General features: G+C 64.2%; 16 protein-coding genes and 1 other RNA gene. 4 read left to right on the top strand and 13 right to left on the bottom strand.

The genetic code is table 11. From position 1 onward, the window contains the following. Position 1 precedes the first annotated feature (1 nt). The 11 genes from ACR64R_RS25945 to ffs form a co-directional block, all read right to left on the bottom strand. The gene (locus ACR64R_RS25945) at positions 2-751 is read right to left on the bottom strand and encodes an ABC transporter ATP-binding protein (RefSeq protein ID WP_487359088.1); all 750 of its coding nucleotides are present in this window, start codon (positions 749-751) and stop codon (positions 2-4) included. Further along, a complete protein-coding gene (locus tag ACR64R_RS25940) occupies positions 748-1,587 on the bottom strand; it encodes an ABC transporter ATP-binding protein (protein ID WP_487359087.1) in 840 nt (279 codons plus the stop codon). Before ACR64R_RS25940 ends, ACR64R_RS25945 begins: the two co-directional genes overlap by 4 nt. A 10-nt stretch (positions 1,588-1,597) precedes the next feature. Next, positions 1,598-2,518, bottom strand: coding sequence for a nickel transporter permease (gene nikC, locus ACR64R_RS25935; RefSeq protein ID WP_487359086.1), 921 nt, complete (start codon positions 2,516-2,518; stop codon positions 1,598-1,600). Continuing rightward, positions 2,515-3,582 carry an ABC transporter permease gene (locus tag ACR64R_RS25930; protein ID WP_487359085.1) on the bottom strand — a complete coding sequence of 356 codons (1,068 nt, stop codon included), beginning with the start codon at positions 3,580-3,582 and terminating at the stop codon, positions 2,515-2,517. Before ACR64R_RS25930 ends, nikC begins: the two co-directional genes overlap by 4 nt. Before the next feature lie 18 nt (positions 3,583-3,600). Further along, positions 3,601-5,238: an ABC transporter substrate-binding protein gene (locus ACR64R_RS25925; protein ID WP_487359084.1), complete on the bottom strand. Its 1,638-nt coding sequence runs from the start codon at positions 5,236-5,238 to the stop codon at positions 3,601-3,603. Between the two features lie 244 nt (positions 5,239-5,482). Next, positions 5,483-6,778, bottom strand: a complete 1,296-nt coding sequence (locus tag ACR64R_RS25920) for a lytic murein transglycosylase (protein WP_487359083.1) — start codon at positions 6,776-6,778, stop codon at positions 5,483-5,485. A gap of 23 nt (positions 6,779-6,801) precedes the next feature. Then, entirely contained in the window at positions 6,802-7,407 is a 606-nt protein-coding gene (gene recR / locus ACR64R_RS25915; RefSeq protein ID WP_487359082.1) for a recombination mediator RecR, read from the bottom strand. A gap of 99 nt (positions 7,408-7,506) precedes the next feature. Then, positions 7,507-8,502, bottom strand: coding sequence for a cell wall hydrolase (locus ACR64R_RS25910; protein WP_487359081.1), 996 nt, complete (start codon positions 8,500-8,502; stop codon positions 7,507-7,509). A 216-nt stretch (positions 8,503-8,718) separates the two neighbouring features. Beyond that, on the bottom strand, positions 8,719-9,042 hold the full coding sequence (locus ACR64R_RS25905) for a YbaB/EbfC family nucleoid-associated protein (RefSeq protein WP_487359080.1): 324 nt from the start codon (positions 9,040-9,042) through the stop codon (positions 8,719-8,721). A gap of 21 nt (positions 9,043-9,063) precedes the next feature. Beyond that, positions 9,064-10,866, bottom strand: a complete 1,803-nt coding sequence (locus tag ACR64R_RS25900; protein WP_487359079.1) for a DNA polymerase III subunit gamma/tau — start codon at positions 10,864-10,866, stop codon at positions 9,064-9,066. A gap of 106 nt (positions 10,867-10,972) precedes the next feature. Beyond that, positions 10,973-11,069, bottom strand: an RNA gene (gene ffs, locus ACR64R_RS25895) — signal recognition particle sRNA small type. Positions 11,070-11,262: 193 nt separating this feature from the next. Between ffs and ACR64R_RS25890 the strand changes: the two genes are divergently transcribed. From ACR64R_RS25890 to ACR64R_RS25880, 3 genes are read left to right on the top strand one after another with little or no spacing between them, the layout of a single operon-like run. Continuing rightward, positions 11,263-11,682 carry an HIT domain-containing protein gene (locus tag ACR64R_RS25890; protein ID WP_487359078.1) on the top strand — a complete coding sequence of 140 codons (420 nt, stop codon included), beginning with the start codon at positions 11,263-11,265 and terminating at the stop codon, positions 11,680-11,682. Between the two features lie 52 nt (positions 11,683-11,734). Beyond that, a complete protein-coding gene (gene nudC, locus ACR64R_RS25885) occupies positions 11,735-12,676 on the top strand; it encodes an NAD(+) diphosphatase (protein ID WP_487359077.1) in 942 nt (313 codons plus the stop codon). Between the two features lie 10 nt (positions 12,677-12,686). After that, positions 12,687-12,989, top strand: coding sequence for a Dabb family protein (locus ACR64R_RS25880; RefSeq protein WP_140843772.1), 303 nt, complete (start codon positions 12,687-12,689; stop codon positions 12,987-12,989). A 38-nt stretch (positions 12,990-13,027) separates the two neighbouring features. Here the strand turns inward: ACR64R_RS25880 and ACR64R_RS25875 are convergent, their stop codons facing one another. Both ACR64R_RS25875 and ACR64R_RS25870 read right to left on the bottom strand, forming a co-directional pair. Then, positions 13,028-13,891 (bottom strand): prephenate dehydratase, encoded by an 864-nt coding sequence (locus ACR64R_RS25875; RefSeq protein ID WP_487359076.1) that lies wholly within the window; start codon positions 13,889-13,891, stop codon positions 13,028-13,030. Positions 13,892-13,900: 9 nt separating this feature from the next. Further along, positions 13,901-14,629, bottom strand: a complete 729-nt coding sequence (locus ACR64R_RS25870; RefSeq protein WP_487359075.1) for a 3-deoxy-manno-octulosonate cytidylyltransferase — start codon at positions 14,627-14,629, stop codon at positions 13,901-13,903. Between the two features lie 193 nt (positions 14,630-14,822). Between ACR64R_RS25870 and ACR64R_RS25865 the strand changes: the two genes are divergently transcribed. Continuing rightward, entirely contained in the window at positions 14,823-15,482 is a 660-nt protein-coding gene (locus ACR64R_RS25865; RefSeq protein ID WP_487359074.1) for a c-type cytochrome, read from the top strand. Positions 15,483-15,565 lie beyond the last annotated feature (83 nt).

Below are 15,565 nucleotides of genomic sequence, written 5' to 3'. Positions count from 1 at the left end.
GTCACGCTGTCCGCACGAACCCTTCGCTCGCCCTGAGCAGATTGCGCGTATAGTCCTCGCTCACGCGGTGACCGATCAGCTGGCTTGCGGTCAGCGTTTCCACCGCCTCGCCGTTCTGCATCACCATCAGCCGCTCGCACATATGGGTGACGATGGCGAGGTCGTGGCTGACCATCAGGAAGGTCAGCTTGCGGCGGCGCCGGACCTCTTCCAGCAGGTTGAGCACCTCCGCCTGCACCGAGGCGTCGAGCGCCGAGGTCGGCTCGTCGAGCAGCAGGACCGAAGGTTCGAGGATCAGCGCGCGGGCAATCGCCACGCGCTGGCGCTGGCCGCCAGAGAGCTGGTGCGCATAGCGGAAGCGGAAACCGTTGCCGAGACCGACCTCATCAAGCGCGCGCTGGATGCGCTTCTCGCCGTCGGCTATGCCGTGGATCGCGAGGGGCTCCTGCAGCAGGCGGTCGACCGTCTGGCGCGGATGCAGCGAGCCGTACGGGTCCTGGAACACCATCTGCACCTCGCGGTAAAAGGCCTTGTCGCGCGTCTTGCCCAAGGTCTTGCCGTTGACGGTGATCTTGCCGGAAGCGACAGGCGCCAGGCCAGTGATGGCCCTCAGAAGCGTCGACTTTCCGGAACCGCTCTCGCCGACCAGCCCGTAGGATTCGCCCTCCCGCACTTCGAGGCTGACGCCCTTCAGCGCGCGAAAACGGTCGAAGACCACCTCAAGCCCTTCGAGGGTAATGGCGGCCGTCATGCAGCCCACTCCGGCTTGCGGTCGAGGACAGGCAGCGGATGGCGCTCGAAGCCGATCCTCGGCATGCAGTTGAGCAGGCCGCGCGTGTAGGGATGTTGGGCGTCACGCAGTTCGGACGCTTTGATCTGCTCGACCACCTTGCCGGCATACATGACGACGACGCGGTCGCAGAAGGAGGAGACCAGGCGCAGGTCGTGCGAGATGAAGATGAGGCCCATGCCGCGCTCGGAGACGAGCTTGTCTAGAATCTTGAGCACGTCGAGCTGCACGGTGACGTCGAGCGCCGAGGTCGGCTCATCGGCGATCATCAGTTCGGGTCCGGTGACCAGCATCATGGCGATCATGGCGCGCTGGCCCATGCCGCCCGAGACCTCGTGCGGGTAAAGGTCGAAGACGCGGGCCGGATCGCGGATCTGCACCGCCTGCAGCATGGCCAGCGCGCGCTCGCGCGCCTCGGCCTTGGAGACTTTTTCGTGCGTGCGCAGCGTCTCGACGATCTGGCGGCCGATGGTCATCACCGGGTCGAGCGAATATTTCGGATCCTGCAGGATCATGGCGATGCGGTTTCCGCGCAGCGCGCGGCGCTCGCGCAGCGATATGGACAGCAGGTCGATGCCGTCGAAGGCGAGCTTCTTCGCCGAAACCTCGGCCTGCGGCGGCGTGAGGCCCATGATTGCGCGGCCGGTCTGCGATTTGCCGGAACCGCTCTCACCGACAATGCCCAGGCGCTCGCGACCGAGCGAGAAGGAGACGCCGCGCACGGCCTTTACCAGACCGGTGCGCGTCGGGAAGGTGACGCGCAGGTCGTCGACGTCGAGAAGCGTGTCGCCACTCATTGGTCACCACTCATTGGTCACCACTCCGGGGATCGAGCGCGTCGCGCAGGCCGTCGCCCAGCAAGTTGAAGCCGAGGCTGACGATGAGGATGGCCGCGCCCGGGGCGGCGGCAACCCACCACTGATCGAGGATGAAGCGGCGGCCGGACGCAATCATCGCGCCCCATTCAGGCAAAGGCGGCTGCGCCCCGAGGCCGAGGAAGCCGAGACCCGCGGCGGTCAGGATGATGCCCGCCATGTCGAGCGTGACGCGGATGATCAGCGAGGAGATGCAGAGCGGCATGATGTGGCGCAGCACAATGCGGAAGGGCGAGGCGCCCATCAGTTGCACGGCCTTGATGTAATCGGAGTTGCGCACCGTGAGCGTCTCGGCGCGCGCGATGCGGGCATAGGGCGGCCAGGAGGTGATGGCTATCGCCAGGACGGCGTTCTCGATTCCGGGCCCGAGCGCCGCGACGAAGGCGAGCGCCAGCACCAGCTTCGGAAAGGCGAGGAAGATATCGGTGATGCGCATCAGGATCGTGTCGGTCCAGCCGCCGGCATAACCGGCGACAGTGCCGACCAGGAGGCCGATGGGGGCGGCGATGACGGCGACGAGGATCACCACGTAAAGCGTCCAGCGCGCGCCATAGACGATGCGCGAATAGATGTCGCGGCCGAGGTCGTCTGTGCCGAACCAGTGCGCGGCGCCCGGCGGCAGCAGGCGAGCGTTCTTCAGATCGCCAATGGTCGGCGAATAGGGCGCCAGCACATCGGCAAAAGCCGCGACCACCAAGAGCGCGATGATGATCAGCATGCCGACCAGCGCCAGCCGATTGGCGGAGAAGCGCCGCCAGGCGACATAGGCGCGGCCCAGCCTTGCCTGCAGGCGCGATGCCGGCCGGTCGCTCAGCAGCCATTCGCGGCGGGATTGGATGATTTCAGCGCTCATCCAACCTTCGTCCTCGGATCGAGCAGCCGGTAGAGCAGGTCGGACAGAAGGTTGATGGCGATGAAGACCGAGCCGATGGCGATGGTGCCGCCAAGCACGGCGTTCATGTCGGCATTCTGCAGCGAATTGGTGATGTAGAGGCCGATGCCCGGCCAGGAGAAGACCGTCTCGGTCAGCACCGAGCCTTCGAGCAGGTTGGCATAGGAAAGCGCGATCACTGTCACCATCGGCACGGCGGCGTTGCGCAGCGCGTGGCCCCAGATGATGCGCGTCTCCGACAGGCCCTTCGCGCGCGCCGCGACGATGTATTCCTGCGCCAGCTCGTTCAGCATGAAGGAGCGGGTCATGCGGCTGATATAGGCGAGCGACAGATACCCGAGCAGCGCGGCCGGCAGGACGATATGACGCCATGCGTCGTGGAAGACGTCCCACTGCCCCTGGATCGCGGCATCGAGCAGGTAAAAGCCGGTTATCGGCGTGAAGGTGTATTCGTAGACGACGTCGAGTCGCGCCGGGAAAGCGATCCATTGCAGCTTGGCGTAGAACAGCACCAGCCCGAGCAGGCCAAGCCAGAAAATCGGCACGGAATAGCCGATAAGGCCAACGACGCGGGCGATCTGGTCGATCAGGCTGCCGCGCTTGACCGCGGCCAGTACGCCGAGCGGCACGCCGATGATGGCGCCCATCAGCGTGCCCAGCGTCGCAAGCTCGATGGTCGCCGGGAAGACGCGGCGGATATCCGACATCACCGGATTGGTGGTCAGCACCGAGGTGCCGAAATCGCCCCTCAGCGCTGCTTTGACATAGAGGTAGAACTGCTCGATCCACGGCAGGTCGAGGCCCATTTCGCGGCGCGTGCGCTCGACGACGGCGGTGGGAGCCCTGTCGCCCAGAACGGCAAGAACCGGATCGATCGGAATGACGCGGCCGATGAAGAAGGTCACCGCGAGGAGACCGAGATAGGTCGTCACCGCAATGACCAGGAAGCGGCCGAGAGACGACAGAACGGCGAAGGCGCGGGCGCTGCCGCGCCCCGCCACCACCTGGTTTTCAGCTACGCTCACGCGAGGCGTCCGAAGACACTATTCCTTGGACACCGGACCGACGAAGTTGGTGTCGAAGCTCGGGCCGAGCGCGAAGCCCTTGAGGTTCTTACGCAAGCCCGCCACTTCCAGCTGCTGGTGGATGATGACGAAGGGGCTGGTGTCGAGGATCTTCTGCTGCAGGTCCTTGTACATGTCGGCGCGCTTGCCCGAATCCTTCTCCAGCAACGCCGCCTCGGTCTCCTTGGTCAGGTCCGGAATGTCCCAGGCATTGCGCCAGGCCAATGTCTTGATCTTGGCGGCGTCGGAATTGTCCGGATTGGAGGCGAAGGTCTGGGCGTTGGAATTCGGATCGAAATAATCCTGGCCCCAGTTGCCGATATAGATGTCATGGTTGCGGGCGCGGTATTTGGTCAGCGTTTGCTTACCATCACCCGGAATGATCTCCAACTGGATCCCGGCCTGGCCGAGCGTCTGCTGGATCGATTCCGCCATGCCGGTGGTCGGCTGGCCGGTGCGAACGTCCATTGTCACCTTGAAACCATTGGGCAGCCCTGCCTTGGCAAGCAGTTCCTTGGCCTTGGCGACGTCGAGCTTGAAGGGATTGTCGTCGATCGCGCCAAGGTCGCCTTTCGGCAGGAAGGACTGGTGGATCTCGCCGATGCCCTTGAGGATGGTCGTGCTCAGCGCATCGTAGTCGACCAGATATTTGAAGGCCTGCCGCACCTCGGGCTTGGCGAGATTCGGGTTCTTCTGGTTGAGGCTGATGTAATAGACCGTGCCCTTCGGCGCGCTGGTGGTGGTGAGATCGGCGTTCTTGGCGATGGCGTCGAGATCGTTGGGCTCCAGGTTGCGGGCAACGTCGATGTCGCCGGCTTCCAGCGCCAGGCGCTGCGCGGAGCTTTCCTTCATGTTGCGGTAGATGACGCGGGCAAGCTTTGCCTTCTCGCCATTGTAATTGTCGTTGCGCTCCAGCACGACCGCTTCATTGGCGCGCCATTCGCGCAGTTTATAAGGCCCGGAGCCGGCATAGCCCGTCTTCAGCCAGGCGTTGCCGAAGTCGTTGTCCCATTTGTAGTCGGCGCTCGGCGTGACGGCGGCGACATGTTCCTTGACCAGCTTGCTGTCGACAACGGAAGCGACCGTGGCGGAGAGGCAGTTCAGCACGAAGCTCGGCGCATAGGGCTTGTCGACGACGAACTGGAAGGTGGTGTCATCGACTGCCTTGGCCTTCTGGGTGACATTGTCGCCGCTGATACCGAACTGGTTGATAATGAAGGCCGGGCTCTTGTCGAGCTTGATGGCGCGCTCGAAGGAATAGGCGACATCGGCCGCGGTGATCGGATTGCCGGAGGCGAACTTCATGCCCGGCTTGAGCTTGAAGGTGTAGGTCAGGCCGTCATCGGAAACGCTCCAGCTCTCGGCGAGGTCGGGCTTGACCTTCGAGGTATCGCTGAGGTCGAGACGGACCAGGAGATCATAGGTGTTGCCGGTGACTTCGGCGGTCGACAGTTCGAACGCCTCGCCCGGATCCATCGAAATGATATCGTCGATGGCAAAGCCCTCGACCAAGGTATCGGCGGGCGTGACCGCGAAAGCGGGCGCGACGAGCAGCGCGGACAACGCGGCGCCCGCAAGCAAGGCGCGAGAGCGAAGAGCAAACTTTTCCAGCATCATGGTGATCGTTCCCTGTTTTGTTGACCCCGAGTTCCCGGCTCAAGGCTGAGGCATTTTCCTGCCGGACCGGATGGCGGCCCCCGGACGGTTTTTGTCCAGTTGGTCAACACCATAACGGGGAGCACTCGACCCGGCAACGAGCATTTGCACGACGGCATATTGGTCCAGGATCGTCCGAGGTCCGTCGACGCACAGGCTGATCGACCGTCGCGGCGTATCCGGAAAAATCTGCTAAAATTCGGAGCTATTTCAGTGCCGCGACGAGGCCGGCATCGGGAAAGCAGGTGGCGGGCCTGCCGTTCTTGGCCTGCCAGATGCCGATCGAGCGGCGGGTCTTGAAGCCGGGCAGGCCATCGGCGCTGCCGACATCGTAGCCCTTGGCCTCCAGCGCGCGCTGCAAGGCGGCTATGTCGGAGCGATGGAGATCGCCGACCGCGCCCCAGGTCCCGGCGAAGGTGGCGTCGCCCTTGGCGATGCGGTCGGCGGCATGGCCGATGAACAGGCCGTAGAGGTCGCTGTTGTTGTATTGCTTGATCACATAGAAGTTCGGCGTGACGATGAAGGCCGGTCCGCTGCGCCCGGCCGGCATCAGAAGGAGACCTTCGGCCTTCAATTCGCTTGCCGCAAACGCCCTGTTGTCGACGCGCCTGATGCCCATCGCCACCCAGTCGGAGATCTTCTTGCCCTGGTCGGGTCCCTCGAGCGAGCAGGAGACATTTGCCGGCACCGTCACCTCGACACCCCAGCCGCGCCCCCTCACCCAGCCATAGTGGACGAGGTAGTTGGCGATCGAGGCGAGCACGTCGGGGGTGGAATTCCAGATGTCGGGCCGACCGTCGCCGTCGAAGTCGACGGCGTGCTTGAGGAAGGAGGTCGGCATGAATTGCGGCTGGCCGAGCGCGCCGGCCCAGGATGATTTCATCGCATTGACCGGCGCCAGCCCGCGTTCGACGATCTCCAGAGCCGCCAGCACCTCGGTGCGAAAGAAATCCTTCTTGGTCGACATGAAGGCGTCGGTGCCCAGCACCTCGAAGGCATCGTATGGCATCTTGGCCGCGCCGAAGCCGGTCTCGCGACCCCAGATCGCCAGCACGATCTCGCCCGGCACGCCATAGCGTTTCTCGATCAAACCGAGCGTCCTGGCGTTGGCGCTCTCGCGCGTCCTTGCGCCCGAGGTCACGGCCCGAACGATCTTTTCTGCGAAATAATTGGCTGGAGGACCGAACTCGGCCTGGTGCTGTTTCTCAGGCGTCGTCGGTTTCTCGCCGGGCATGACGAGGTCCGGCAGTTTCAGGTTGGGCTTCACGCCGATGAAGGCTGCATCGAAGGTTTTTTTCGAAATGCCCTTGGACTTGGCTTCAGGCCAGAGGTCGGTTTGGAGCCAAGCCTGGAACTGGTCGTCGATGGGAGCGGCGCGGGTCGGGGAAGAATAAAGTCCGATCATCGCGACCAGCAGGAATGCGAGAGCAGGCACACAAAAGCCGCGTCCTCTCGTGCCCGGAATGCCCGGCACAATCTTCGAAGGATGCCTCTCGGTCATGGCGCGCATCCTCCCAATTCCCCTCAAAACGCCGTCCTCGAGCGAAGTGCCGCGGCCAGCGTGCCTTCGTCGAGATAGTCGAGTTCGCCGCCGACCGGCACGCCATGCGCCAGCCGCGTCACCTTCACATCAAAGCCCGACAACTGATCCGTCAAATAATGCGCGGTCGTCTGTCCCTCGACGGTGGCGTTGACCGCAAGGATGACTTCCTTCACCTCGCCGCCGGCGACGCGGTCGACCAGCGAACGGATGTTGAGCTGGTCGGGACCTATACCGTCGAGCGGCGACAGCGTGCCGCCGAGCACATGGTAGCGCACGTTCATGGCGGCCGCCCGCTCCAGCGCCCAGAGGTCCGAGACATCCTCGACGACGATCAGCGTGCCGGCGTCACGGCGCGCATCGGTGCAGATCATGCAAGGGTCGGACGTGTCGACATTGCCGCAGGTCGAGCAGATGCGAACCTTGTCGACCGCCTCGCCCATGGCGGCGGCCAAAGGCTCGAGCAGCTGTTCCTTCTTCTTGATGAGATGGAGCGCGGCGCGCCTGGCCGAGCGCGGCCCAAGCCCGGGCACCTTGGCCAGGAGTTGGATCAGGCGTTCGATTTCCGGACCGGCGATTCTCTTCGACATCGCCTTGATCTAGGATTTTTCCGAGCGGTTTGGAACTGTCGCGACGAAACAGGGCCCGCCATGCTGCCATCACGAGCCCCGCGTTGAATGCGATCAGGGTCAGTTGGTTTCCAGCGGCCGATCCTGGCTGACGATCATCGCGCCGATGGCGTCGGTGTTCTCAGGCGTCGACTGGAAGCCCATCGCCGCCTCCTGCGGCGCACTGGGCACCGAGGTGATATAGCGGCCCTTGAGCGCACCCCCGAAACGCGAGGCGTCCGGTTCGGCCATCGGCTCCTGCATCGCCACCACCATCTGCTTCTGCGCGAGCTGCTTCTGCGCGAGGCGGCCGGATTTCTGCGACGGCGCCGCGGCGGCCGTCACATAGGTCTCTTCGGCCGGAACGATAGCCGCCTTGGCCGGAAGCGCCGGTTCCGTCATCGCGGCCTGCTTGGCCGGATCCGGCCGCACGATCGTCTTGACCACCGGTTCGGCGGAAGCCATCAGCACGGGCGCGGCGGGGTCGACCTTCTGCTGCTTGTCGGAAGCCATGGCGACCATCGGCTCGTCCGGCAGCGGCTGCCAGTTGCGGCCTCGCTTCTCGTAGAAGGCGTTGCCGCCGGCCACCATCGTGTAATGCATGTTCTTGTAGGGGAAACGCAGGCCCGCTGTATGGAAATACATCGTGTTCTTGAGCTTGGCCTTGCGCTCGCCGCGCAGCACCGCTTCGGCGGCTTCCTCGACATCGGGCAGCGCCTTGGAATTCATCGGCCGCGTCAGCACGCCGGGCGCGAACTGGCCCTTCTCGCCGACGACCTCGCAGATGGTGTTGCCATGCTGGCCCGAACGCAGACGGTTCATCACGACCGTGCCGACAGCGATCATGCCGTCGCGGCTCGACCGGTTCGACTCGAAGAACATCGCCCTTTGAAGGCACTCCTTGTCCTTGAGCGAATGGCTTGAGGAACGCGTCAGGAAGCTCGGCGTCAGCGCATCGGTCAGGCCCGACACCGACATGCCATGGGATGAAGTGGTCTGGCTGCAGCCGGCCAGCAGCAAGGGGGAAGTGACGATGCCGATAAGCAGCAGCGGCGTCTTCCATCGCGTCGCGATCACCAAAAAAGCCTCATGTCCAAGATGCCAGCCCGCCCCGAGATGTGGCAAGAATGAGACTCTTTCAGGCAAAAAGATGGCTAGAGGGTTAGCAAATTCTCGACTTGGGTAAAACTTTATGAAAGTCGCGAAATGAGCCCGTGAGCAACGCCGGCAAATGGTTAATATCGGGGCTCGGGCTCAATTTCCGTTCATAATCAATTAACTGGCGGACGCCGCTCAGAACGGCAATTTCATTCCAGGTGGAATCGGCAAGCCCGCCGTCAACGCCTTGGTCTTCTCCTGCATGACCTGCTCCACCTTATTTTTGGCGTCATTGTAGGCGGCCAGGATGAGGTCCTCGAGGATCTCGGCTTCGTCCGCCTTGATCAGCGACGGATCGATCTTCAGCGCCTTCATCTCGAACTTGCCGGTGAGCGTGACGCTGACCAGACCGCCACCAGCCTGGCCGGTCGCCTCGAGCGTGGCGACCTCTTCCTGCATGGCCTGGAACTTGGCCTGCATTTCCTTCGCCTTGCCCATCAGGCCGAGAAGATCTTTCATCTCAAATGTCCTTTTGTTGCTTCAAATCTCGTCGTCATCCGCGGCGGGCTCCACAGGCACTTCGGCCTCGGCCTCTTCCACGTCCGGCGTGTCCGGAATGCGCACGTCGATGATCCTGGCGCCGGGGAAGCGGGCGAGGATGGCGGCGACCGTCGGGTCGCTCTTGGCGTCGGAGAAGGCGTTCTCGCGCTTCGTCGTCTCCATCTCGGCCAATGTCTGGCCGCCCTCTTCCTTCGAAAGCGACACCAGCCAGTTGCGGCCGGTCCAGGCGCGCAGCTTGGTCGTCAGGTCGTTGAGCAGCATCTTCGGCGCGTCGTCGGTCAGGGTCACGTCGAGACGGCCGGGCTCGATGCGCACCGGCCGCACGCAACGCTTCAGCAGCACCTTGAAGGCCATGTCACGATTGGCGTCGGCAAGCGCGACAATGTCGGCCAACGACTTGACCGGAACGACAGGCACCTCGGCGACCGGCGTGGGCGCCGCAACGTAGGCCTCCGGAACGGGCTGCGCATCGACCAGACGCATGGTCTGCGCGCCGCCATTTGAGGTGGGCATCCGGGTCTGCGCGACGGCACTTGCGCCGCCGCCGTTGCCCGGATTTGCGGGGGCGCCATTGACGCGCGGCGCGCCGTTCGGCAGCGGCCCCGCACCCTCCAGCGACTTCAGCGCCTCGTCCAGGGTCGGCAGGTCGGCGGCATGCGCCAGCCTGATCAGCACCATTTCGCCGGCACTGACCGGCCGATTTGAGGACTGCACCTCGGGAATGCCCTTGAGCAGCATCTGCCAGGTCCGCGACAGCACGCGCACCGAGAGCGTGCGGGCGAATTCGGCGCCGCGCCGGCGCTCGTCCTCGGAAAGCGACGCATCGTCGGCGGCCGTCGGCACGAAGCGCAGCCGGGTGACGAGGTGGTTGAACTCGGCAAGATCGGTGAGCACGGCGGCCGGATCGGCGCCCGTGTCATACTGCGCGCGGAACTCGGCCAAGGCCGACGCAACGTCGCCTCTCATGACATGCTCGAACAAATCGATGATGCGGGCGCGATCGGCGAGGCCCAGCATGGCGCGCACCGCGTCGGCGCTGACGGCGCCGCTGCCATGGGCGATTGCCTGGTCGAGGATGGAAAGCGAATCGCGCGCCGAGCCCTCGGCGGCCCGCGCGATCATTGCCAGGGCCTCGTCGTCGACGGAAATGCCTTCCTTGGCAGCGATCGAGGACAGATGTCCGACCAGCGCACCGGCATCGATGCGCCTCAGGTCGAAGCGCTGGCAGCGCGACAGGACGGTGATCGGCACCTTGCGGATCTCGGTGGTGGCGAAGATGAATTTGACGTGCGGCGGCGGCTCTTCCAGGGTCTTCAAAAGGCCGTTGAAGGCCTGCGTGGAGAGCATGTGCACTTCGTCGATGATGTAGACCTTGTAGCGGCCCGAGACCGGCGCGTAGCGCACCCGGTCGATGATATCCCTGATGTCGTCAATGCCTGTGTGCGAGGCGGCGTCCATCTCGATGACGTCGACATGGCGGCCTTCCATGATCGCCTGGCAATGCTCTCCGGGGATCGAAAGGTCGACGGAGGGCTGGTCGACGGTCGCGGTCTTGTAATTGAGCGCCCGCGCCAGGATACGCGCGGTCGTCGTCTTGCCGACACCGCGCACGCCAGTCAGCATCCAGGCCTGGGCGATGCGGCCGGTGGCAAACGCATTGGTCAGCGTGCGGACCATCGGCTCCTGGCCGATCAGCTCGGAGAAATTCGAAGGGCGATATTTGCGCGCCAGGACGCGATAGGCGCCAGCCTTTTCGGTCCCCAAATTCCCGGCTTCGCTCATTCGCCGTCAAAAGCTCCCAGGACCGCGACGGAGGGCGGCCGATTCCCCCGCATAATCTCACCCGCACGGCTTGGCGCCGTCAATGTCGCGGGAGAAAGGCGAAGAGGCGGGAGGCTGGAACAATGACCCGTTCCGGGCTCGTTAGGGCTGCTTCCTTCCGGACCTGACCCGGTTGGCGAGTGGATCGTCCACCACCAACCTCCCGCGCTCCATATCGGCAATCCAGCGGCGAAATGCAAGGGCCGAGGCACAGCATCGCCAAGAGCCACCCGAATATTCCGCCGGCGGCAGACCTTCAAATCGATGACAGCGGCCAATGAATCGCTTGCAGCCACCTTGCCGCCGCTCTAGCGTTCACCGGTTTGGAACATAATACACAAAGCGAGGGAAACGCCGATGCAGCCTGGCCTGACGGCCGGATTTACGCTGGATGCCCGGCTGGAAGCCGACAGCGAGCAGCTCATGTGGCTCGGCCTCTGCGAACTCAGGCTGATGAACGACCGCCGCTGGCCGTGGCTGGTCCTGGTGCCGCAGCGGCCGGGCATCGAGGAGCTTCACGACATGACGCCGCTCGACCAGGCGATGCTCACCTTCGAGACAAACATGGTGGCGCAGGCGCTGAAGCGGGTGACCGGCTGCACCAAGATCAACACCGGCGCGCTGGGCAACATCGTGCGGCAGTTGCATGTCCATGTCGTCGCCCGCTCCGAGGGCGATTCCGGCTGGCCGGGGCCGGTCTGGGGGCACGGCATGCGCGAACCCTACCAGCGCTCCGACATCAGGCGGTTTGCCGAAACGATGAAGGCAGCGTTATAAGCTGACCAGTGTCCATCCAGCACCTTCGAGTCTCCCAAGCCACCGAGTCCCCATGAGCTTTCGCCTGTTTGACGCGCCCCTGCGCGAGCCGAGCCAATTCGTCGGTTTCGCCGGCAACCGGATCGATCGGCAGTCCGAGAACCGCGCCGACGACGCAGTCGAAAAGGCGCTGGCCGACCCGACCGCGCGACTGATGCTGATGCATGCCGGCCGGCTCTACCTCAAACCCGACGACGGCAAGTTCGACCCCTGGTTCGACGTGGCCGAGAGCGACGCTTTCGATGTCTCGCTCGATGGTGGCGTGCTGCTCGGCTTCTCCGACGCCGGCCCGGTGCTGGCCGTGCCCGCGGGCATCGAGCCGGAGAATCTCCCAGCGCCGATCAAGGCGATCGACTATCGTTCCGTCTATATGCAAGGGCTGATCGACGAGGCGGCCGCCGGCGCGCTGGCGCAAGGGGCGGCGCTGCTCGCCTGGCACGCCAGCCACGCCTTCTGCTCGAAATGCGGCAACCGATCGGAGATGCGCGCCGGCGGCTACAGGCGCCACTGCCCGGCCTGCGGCACCGACCATTTCCCGCGTACCGATCCGGTGGCGATCATGCTGACGGCGACGCGGGAGAAATGCCTGCTGGGGCGCGGCCGGCATTTCGCGCCGGGCATGTACTCGGCCCTTGCCGGCTTCATCGAGCCCGGCGAGACGATCGAGGCGGCGGTGCGGCGCGAGACGCTGGAAGAGGCCGGTATCCGGCTCGGCCGCGTCGTCTATCACGCCAGCCAGCCCTGGCCGTTCCCGTATTCACTGATGATCGGCTGCTTCGGCGAGCCGCTCAACGAGGATATCCAGGCCGACCTCAACGAGTTGGAGGACTGCCGCTGGTTTCTTCGCGACGAGGTGCGCTCGATGCTGGACAGGCAGCATGCCGGCGGTTTGATCACACCGCCGAAAGGGGCGATCGCCCATCACCTCATCCGCGCCTGGGTCGACAGCGAATAGGAGCAGAAGAATGATCCGTCATACCGTCGTGTTCACGTTGAAGCATCCGCTGCAGTCCCTGGAGACAAAGCGGTTCCTGCACGACGCGAAGAAAATCCTCACCGGCATCAAGGGCGTCACGCATTTCGAGCAGTTGCGGCAGGTGAGCCCGAAGAACGACTACCAGTTCGGCTTCTCGATGGAGTTCGCCGACCAGGCCGCCTACACGCGCTACAACGAGCATCCCGACCACGTCGCCTTCGTGCGCGACCGCTGGGTGCCCGAGGTCGAGAAGTTCATGGAGATCGACTACGTGCCGCTGGGCTTCGGCTGAAAATTCAGGTCAGGCCGGCCTGATCTGAATTGCGCCGGCTAATCCGCAACCTTCCATTGCTCGCGCGAGGCGCTTGCCGGGTAGACGCCGAGGATGCGCACCTCGCGTGAGAAGAAGCGCAGCTCGTCCAATGCCAGCTTGACCAGCGGGTCGTCCGGATGGCCTTCGATGTCGGCGTAAAACAGCGTCGCGGTGAAGGCGCCGAGCTGGTAGCTCTCGAGCTTGGTCATGTTGATGCCGTTGGTGGCGAAGCCGCCCATGGCCTTGTAGAGCGCGGCCGGCACGTTGCGGACACGGAAGATGAAGGTCGTCATCATCTTGGCGTCCGGCGTGGGGCGCTCCACCCACTGCTTGCTCTTGGTCAGCACGACGAAGCGGGTGACGTTGGAGTCCGTGTCCTCGACATTCTTCTCGATGATGTCGAGCCCATAGAGTTCCGCGGCCAAAGCCGGAGCCAGCGAGGCCATGGTGCGGTCCTTGACCTGCGACACCATCTTCGCCGAACCGGCCGTGTCGCCGGCGATCACCGGCTTCCAGCCGTTCTTGCGAATGTATTTGCGGCACTGGCCGAGCGCGTGGATATGGCTATGGACGGTCTTGATCTCCTCGCGCTTCACGCCGGGCAGCACCATGAGCTGGAAGTGGATCGGCAGGAAATATTCGCCGACGATATGCAGCCTCGATTCAGGGAGGAGGTGATGGATATCGGCGACGCGCCCGGCGATCGTGTTCTCGATCGGGATCATGGCGAGCTCCGCCTTGCCGGTCTCGACCGCGTTGAACGCGTCCTCGAAGGTCGGGCAAGGCAAAGGTTCCATCGACGGGAACATGTTGCGGCAGGCCGTGTCGGAATTGGCGCCGGGTTCGCCCTGGAAAGAGATTCTGTTCGTCTTCTCGGCCATGCGGATTTCTCAGTTTGAAAGGATCTTTCGTGCCCGTTCGAGGTCGTCGGGCGTGTCGACGCCCAGCGGCAGCGAATTGACGATCTCGGCGTCGATGCGCATGCCGGCTTCCAGCGCGCGCAGCTGCTCGAGCCGTTCGCGGCGCTCCAGCGGCGATGGCTTCAGCGCCACGAAGCGCTCGAGCGCCGCGCGGCGATAGGCATAGAGGCCTATGTGGTGGTAGAGCGGCCCCTCGCCCCAGGGCGCGGTGGCGCGGGTGAAGTAGAGCGCTTTAAGCCGCGTCGACGACAGCGGCGAGCCGACGATCTTGACCACGTTCGGATTGGTCTTCTCCTCGTCGCGCACGATCTCGACGCCGAGCGTGGCGATGTCGACCGATCTGTCCTCGAACGGCCGCAGCGACGCGCCGATGATCCCGGGATCGATGGTCGGCAGGTCGCCCTGGACGTTGACGATCGTTTCCACTCGTTCTTCGGGATCGAGCGCCGTCAGCGCCTCGAAGATGCGGTCGGAGCCCGATTCATGATCCACACGGGTCATGACCGCCTCGAAGCCATGCGCCCGCACGGCCTCCGCAACGGTTGGCGTATCGGTCGCCACCACGACGCGGCCGAGCCCGGCCTCGGCGGCGCGGCGCGCGACATGGACGATCATCGGCGCGCCCGCGATGTCGGCCAGCGGCTTGCCCGGCAAGCGCGTCGAGGCCATGCGGGCGGGGATAAGGATCAGGGTTGACATCAGATTTCCGGGCGGTCGAAAAATGCGGATGGAAAAGTGGCAAAAGGTCTCACTGGACGCGCCCTTATAGGTGTTGCAACGCCAGAGCAAAAGACCTAGTTTCCGCCCGATTTGACTGGCCTTTCGAGGCAGTTCGCGATACCGACGGACGGAGTGGACGGGACGGTCCGCCGGAAAAGGGAGCAAGGGGCGTATGGATTCCAACGAAGTCAACAAGCTGCTCGGCGGATTTCTGGGAACCTGCTTCGTCATCTTTTCGATAGGTCTCGTCTCGGACGGCCTGTTCGCCTCGCCGGCACCCGAAAAGCCCGGCTTCGCCATCGAAGCTCAGGAGCAGACCGAGGGCGGTGCGGCCGCTCCCGCGGCCGCAGCCAAGCCGATCGCCGAGCTGCTCGCCACCGCCAAGGCGGAAGCGGGCGCCGCCATCTTCAAGAAATGCCAGGCTTGCCACTCGGGTGAGAAGGGCGGTCCGAACAAGGTCGGTCCTGATCTCTGGGACATCGTCGACCGTCCCGTCGCCGAGCATGCCGGTTTTGCCTATTCGAGCGGCATGAAGGATTTCTCCAAGGGCGGCCAGGAACATTGGACGTACGACAACCTGAACCACTTCCTCACCTCGCCAAAGAAGTTCGTGAAGGGCACGGCGATGGGCTTCGCCGGCCTGCCGAAGGATGAAGACCGCGCCGACGTCATCGCCTATCTTCGCACGCTGTCGGATAATCCGAAGCCGCTGCCGGCGCCCGGGGCCGCCGCCGATGCTTCCAAGCCCGCCGACGCCGCCAAGCCGGCGGACGGCGCCGCCAAGCCGGCCGAGGGAGCCGCTCCGGCCAAGCCCGCCGCGCCCGCTCAATAATAATTTGTCATAGAGACTTCCTTGGAAAAGCCGGGTTCGTCCCGGCTTTTCTGTTAGGAAAGCTGTAAGGACGGCAACAAAGG

It is taken from the genome of Mesorhizobium sp. MC2-1-1, from assembly GCF_057597255.1.
The sequence above is the reverse complement of the archived record's forward strand: the minus strand, read 5'-3'. Positions and strand labels throughout refer to the sequence as shown.

Coding starts and splice junctions, on each gene's coding strand:
- nudC (WP_487359077.1), top strand. CDS start 11,735: ATGAGCTTTCGCCTGTTTGACGCGCCCCTGCGCGAGCCGAGCCAATTC.
- ACR64R_RS25890 (WP_487359078.1), top strand. CDS start 11,263: ATGCAGCCTGGCCTGACGGCCGGATTTACGCTGGATGCCCGGCTGGAA.
- ACR64R_RS25900 (WP_487359079.1), bottom strand. CDS start 10,866: ATGAGCGAAGCCGGGAATTTGGGGACCGAAAAGGCTGGCGCCTATCGC.
- ACR64R_RS25925 (WP_487359084.1), bottom strand. CDS start 5,238: ATGATGCTGGAAAAGTTTGCTCTTCGCTCTCGCGCCTTGCTTGCGGGC.
- ACR64R_RS25940 (WP_487359087.1), bottom strand. CDS start 1,587: ATGAGTGGCGACACGCTTCTCGACGTCGACGACCTGCGCGTCACCTTC.
- ACR64R_RS25875 (WP_487359076.1), bottom strand. CDS start 13,891: ATGGCCGAGAAGACGAACAGAATCTCTTTCCAGGGCGAACCCGGCGCC.
- ACR64R_RS25920 (WP_487359083.1), bottom strand. CDS start 6,778: ATGACCGAGAGGCATCCTTCGAAGATTGTGCCGGGCATTCCGGGCACG.
- recR (WP_487359082.1), bottom strand. CDS start 7,407: ATGTCGAAGAGAATCGCCGGTCCGGAAATCGAACGCCTGATCCAACTC.
- ACR64R_RS25945 (WP_487359088.1), bottom strand. CDS start 751: ATGACGGCCGCCATTACCCTCGAAGGGCTTGAGGTGGTCTTCGACCGT.
- ACR64R_RS25880 (WP_140843772.1), top strand. CDS start 12,687: ATGATCCGTCATACCGTCGTGTTCACGTTGAAGCATCCGCTGCAGTCC.
- ACR64R_RS25870 (WP_487359075.1), bottom strand. CDS start 14,629: ATGTCAACCCTGATCCTTATCCCCGCCCGCATGGCCTCGACGCGCTTG.
- nikC (WP_487359086.1), bottom strand. CDS start 2,518: ATGAGCGCTGAAATCATCCAATCCCGCCGCGAATGGCTGCTGAGCGAC.
- ACR64R_RS25905 (WP_487359080.1), bottom strand. CDS start 9,042: ATGAAAGATCTTCTCGGCCTGATGGGCAAGGCGAAGGAAATGCAGGCC.
- ACR64R_RS25865 (WP_487359074.1), top strand. CDS start 14,823: ATGGATTCCAACGAAGTCAACAAGCTGCTCGGCGGATTTCTGGGAACC.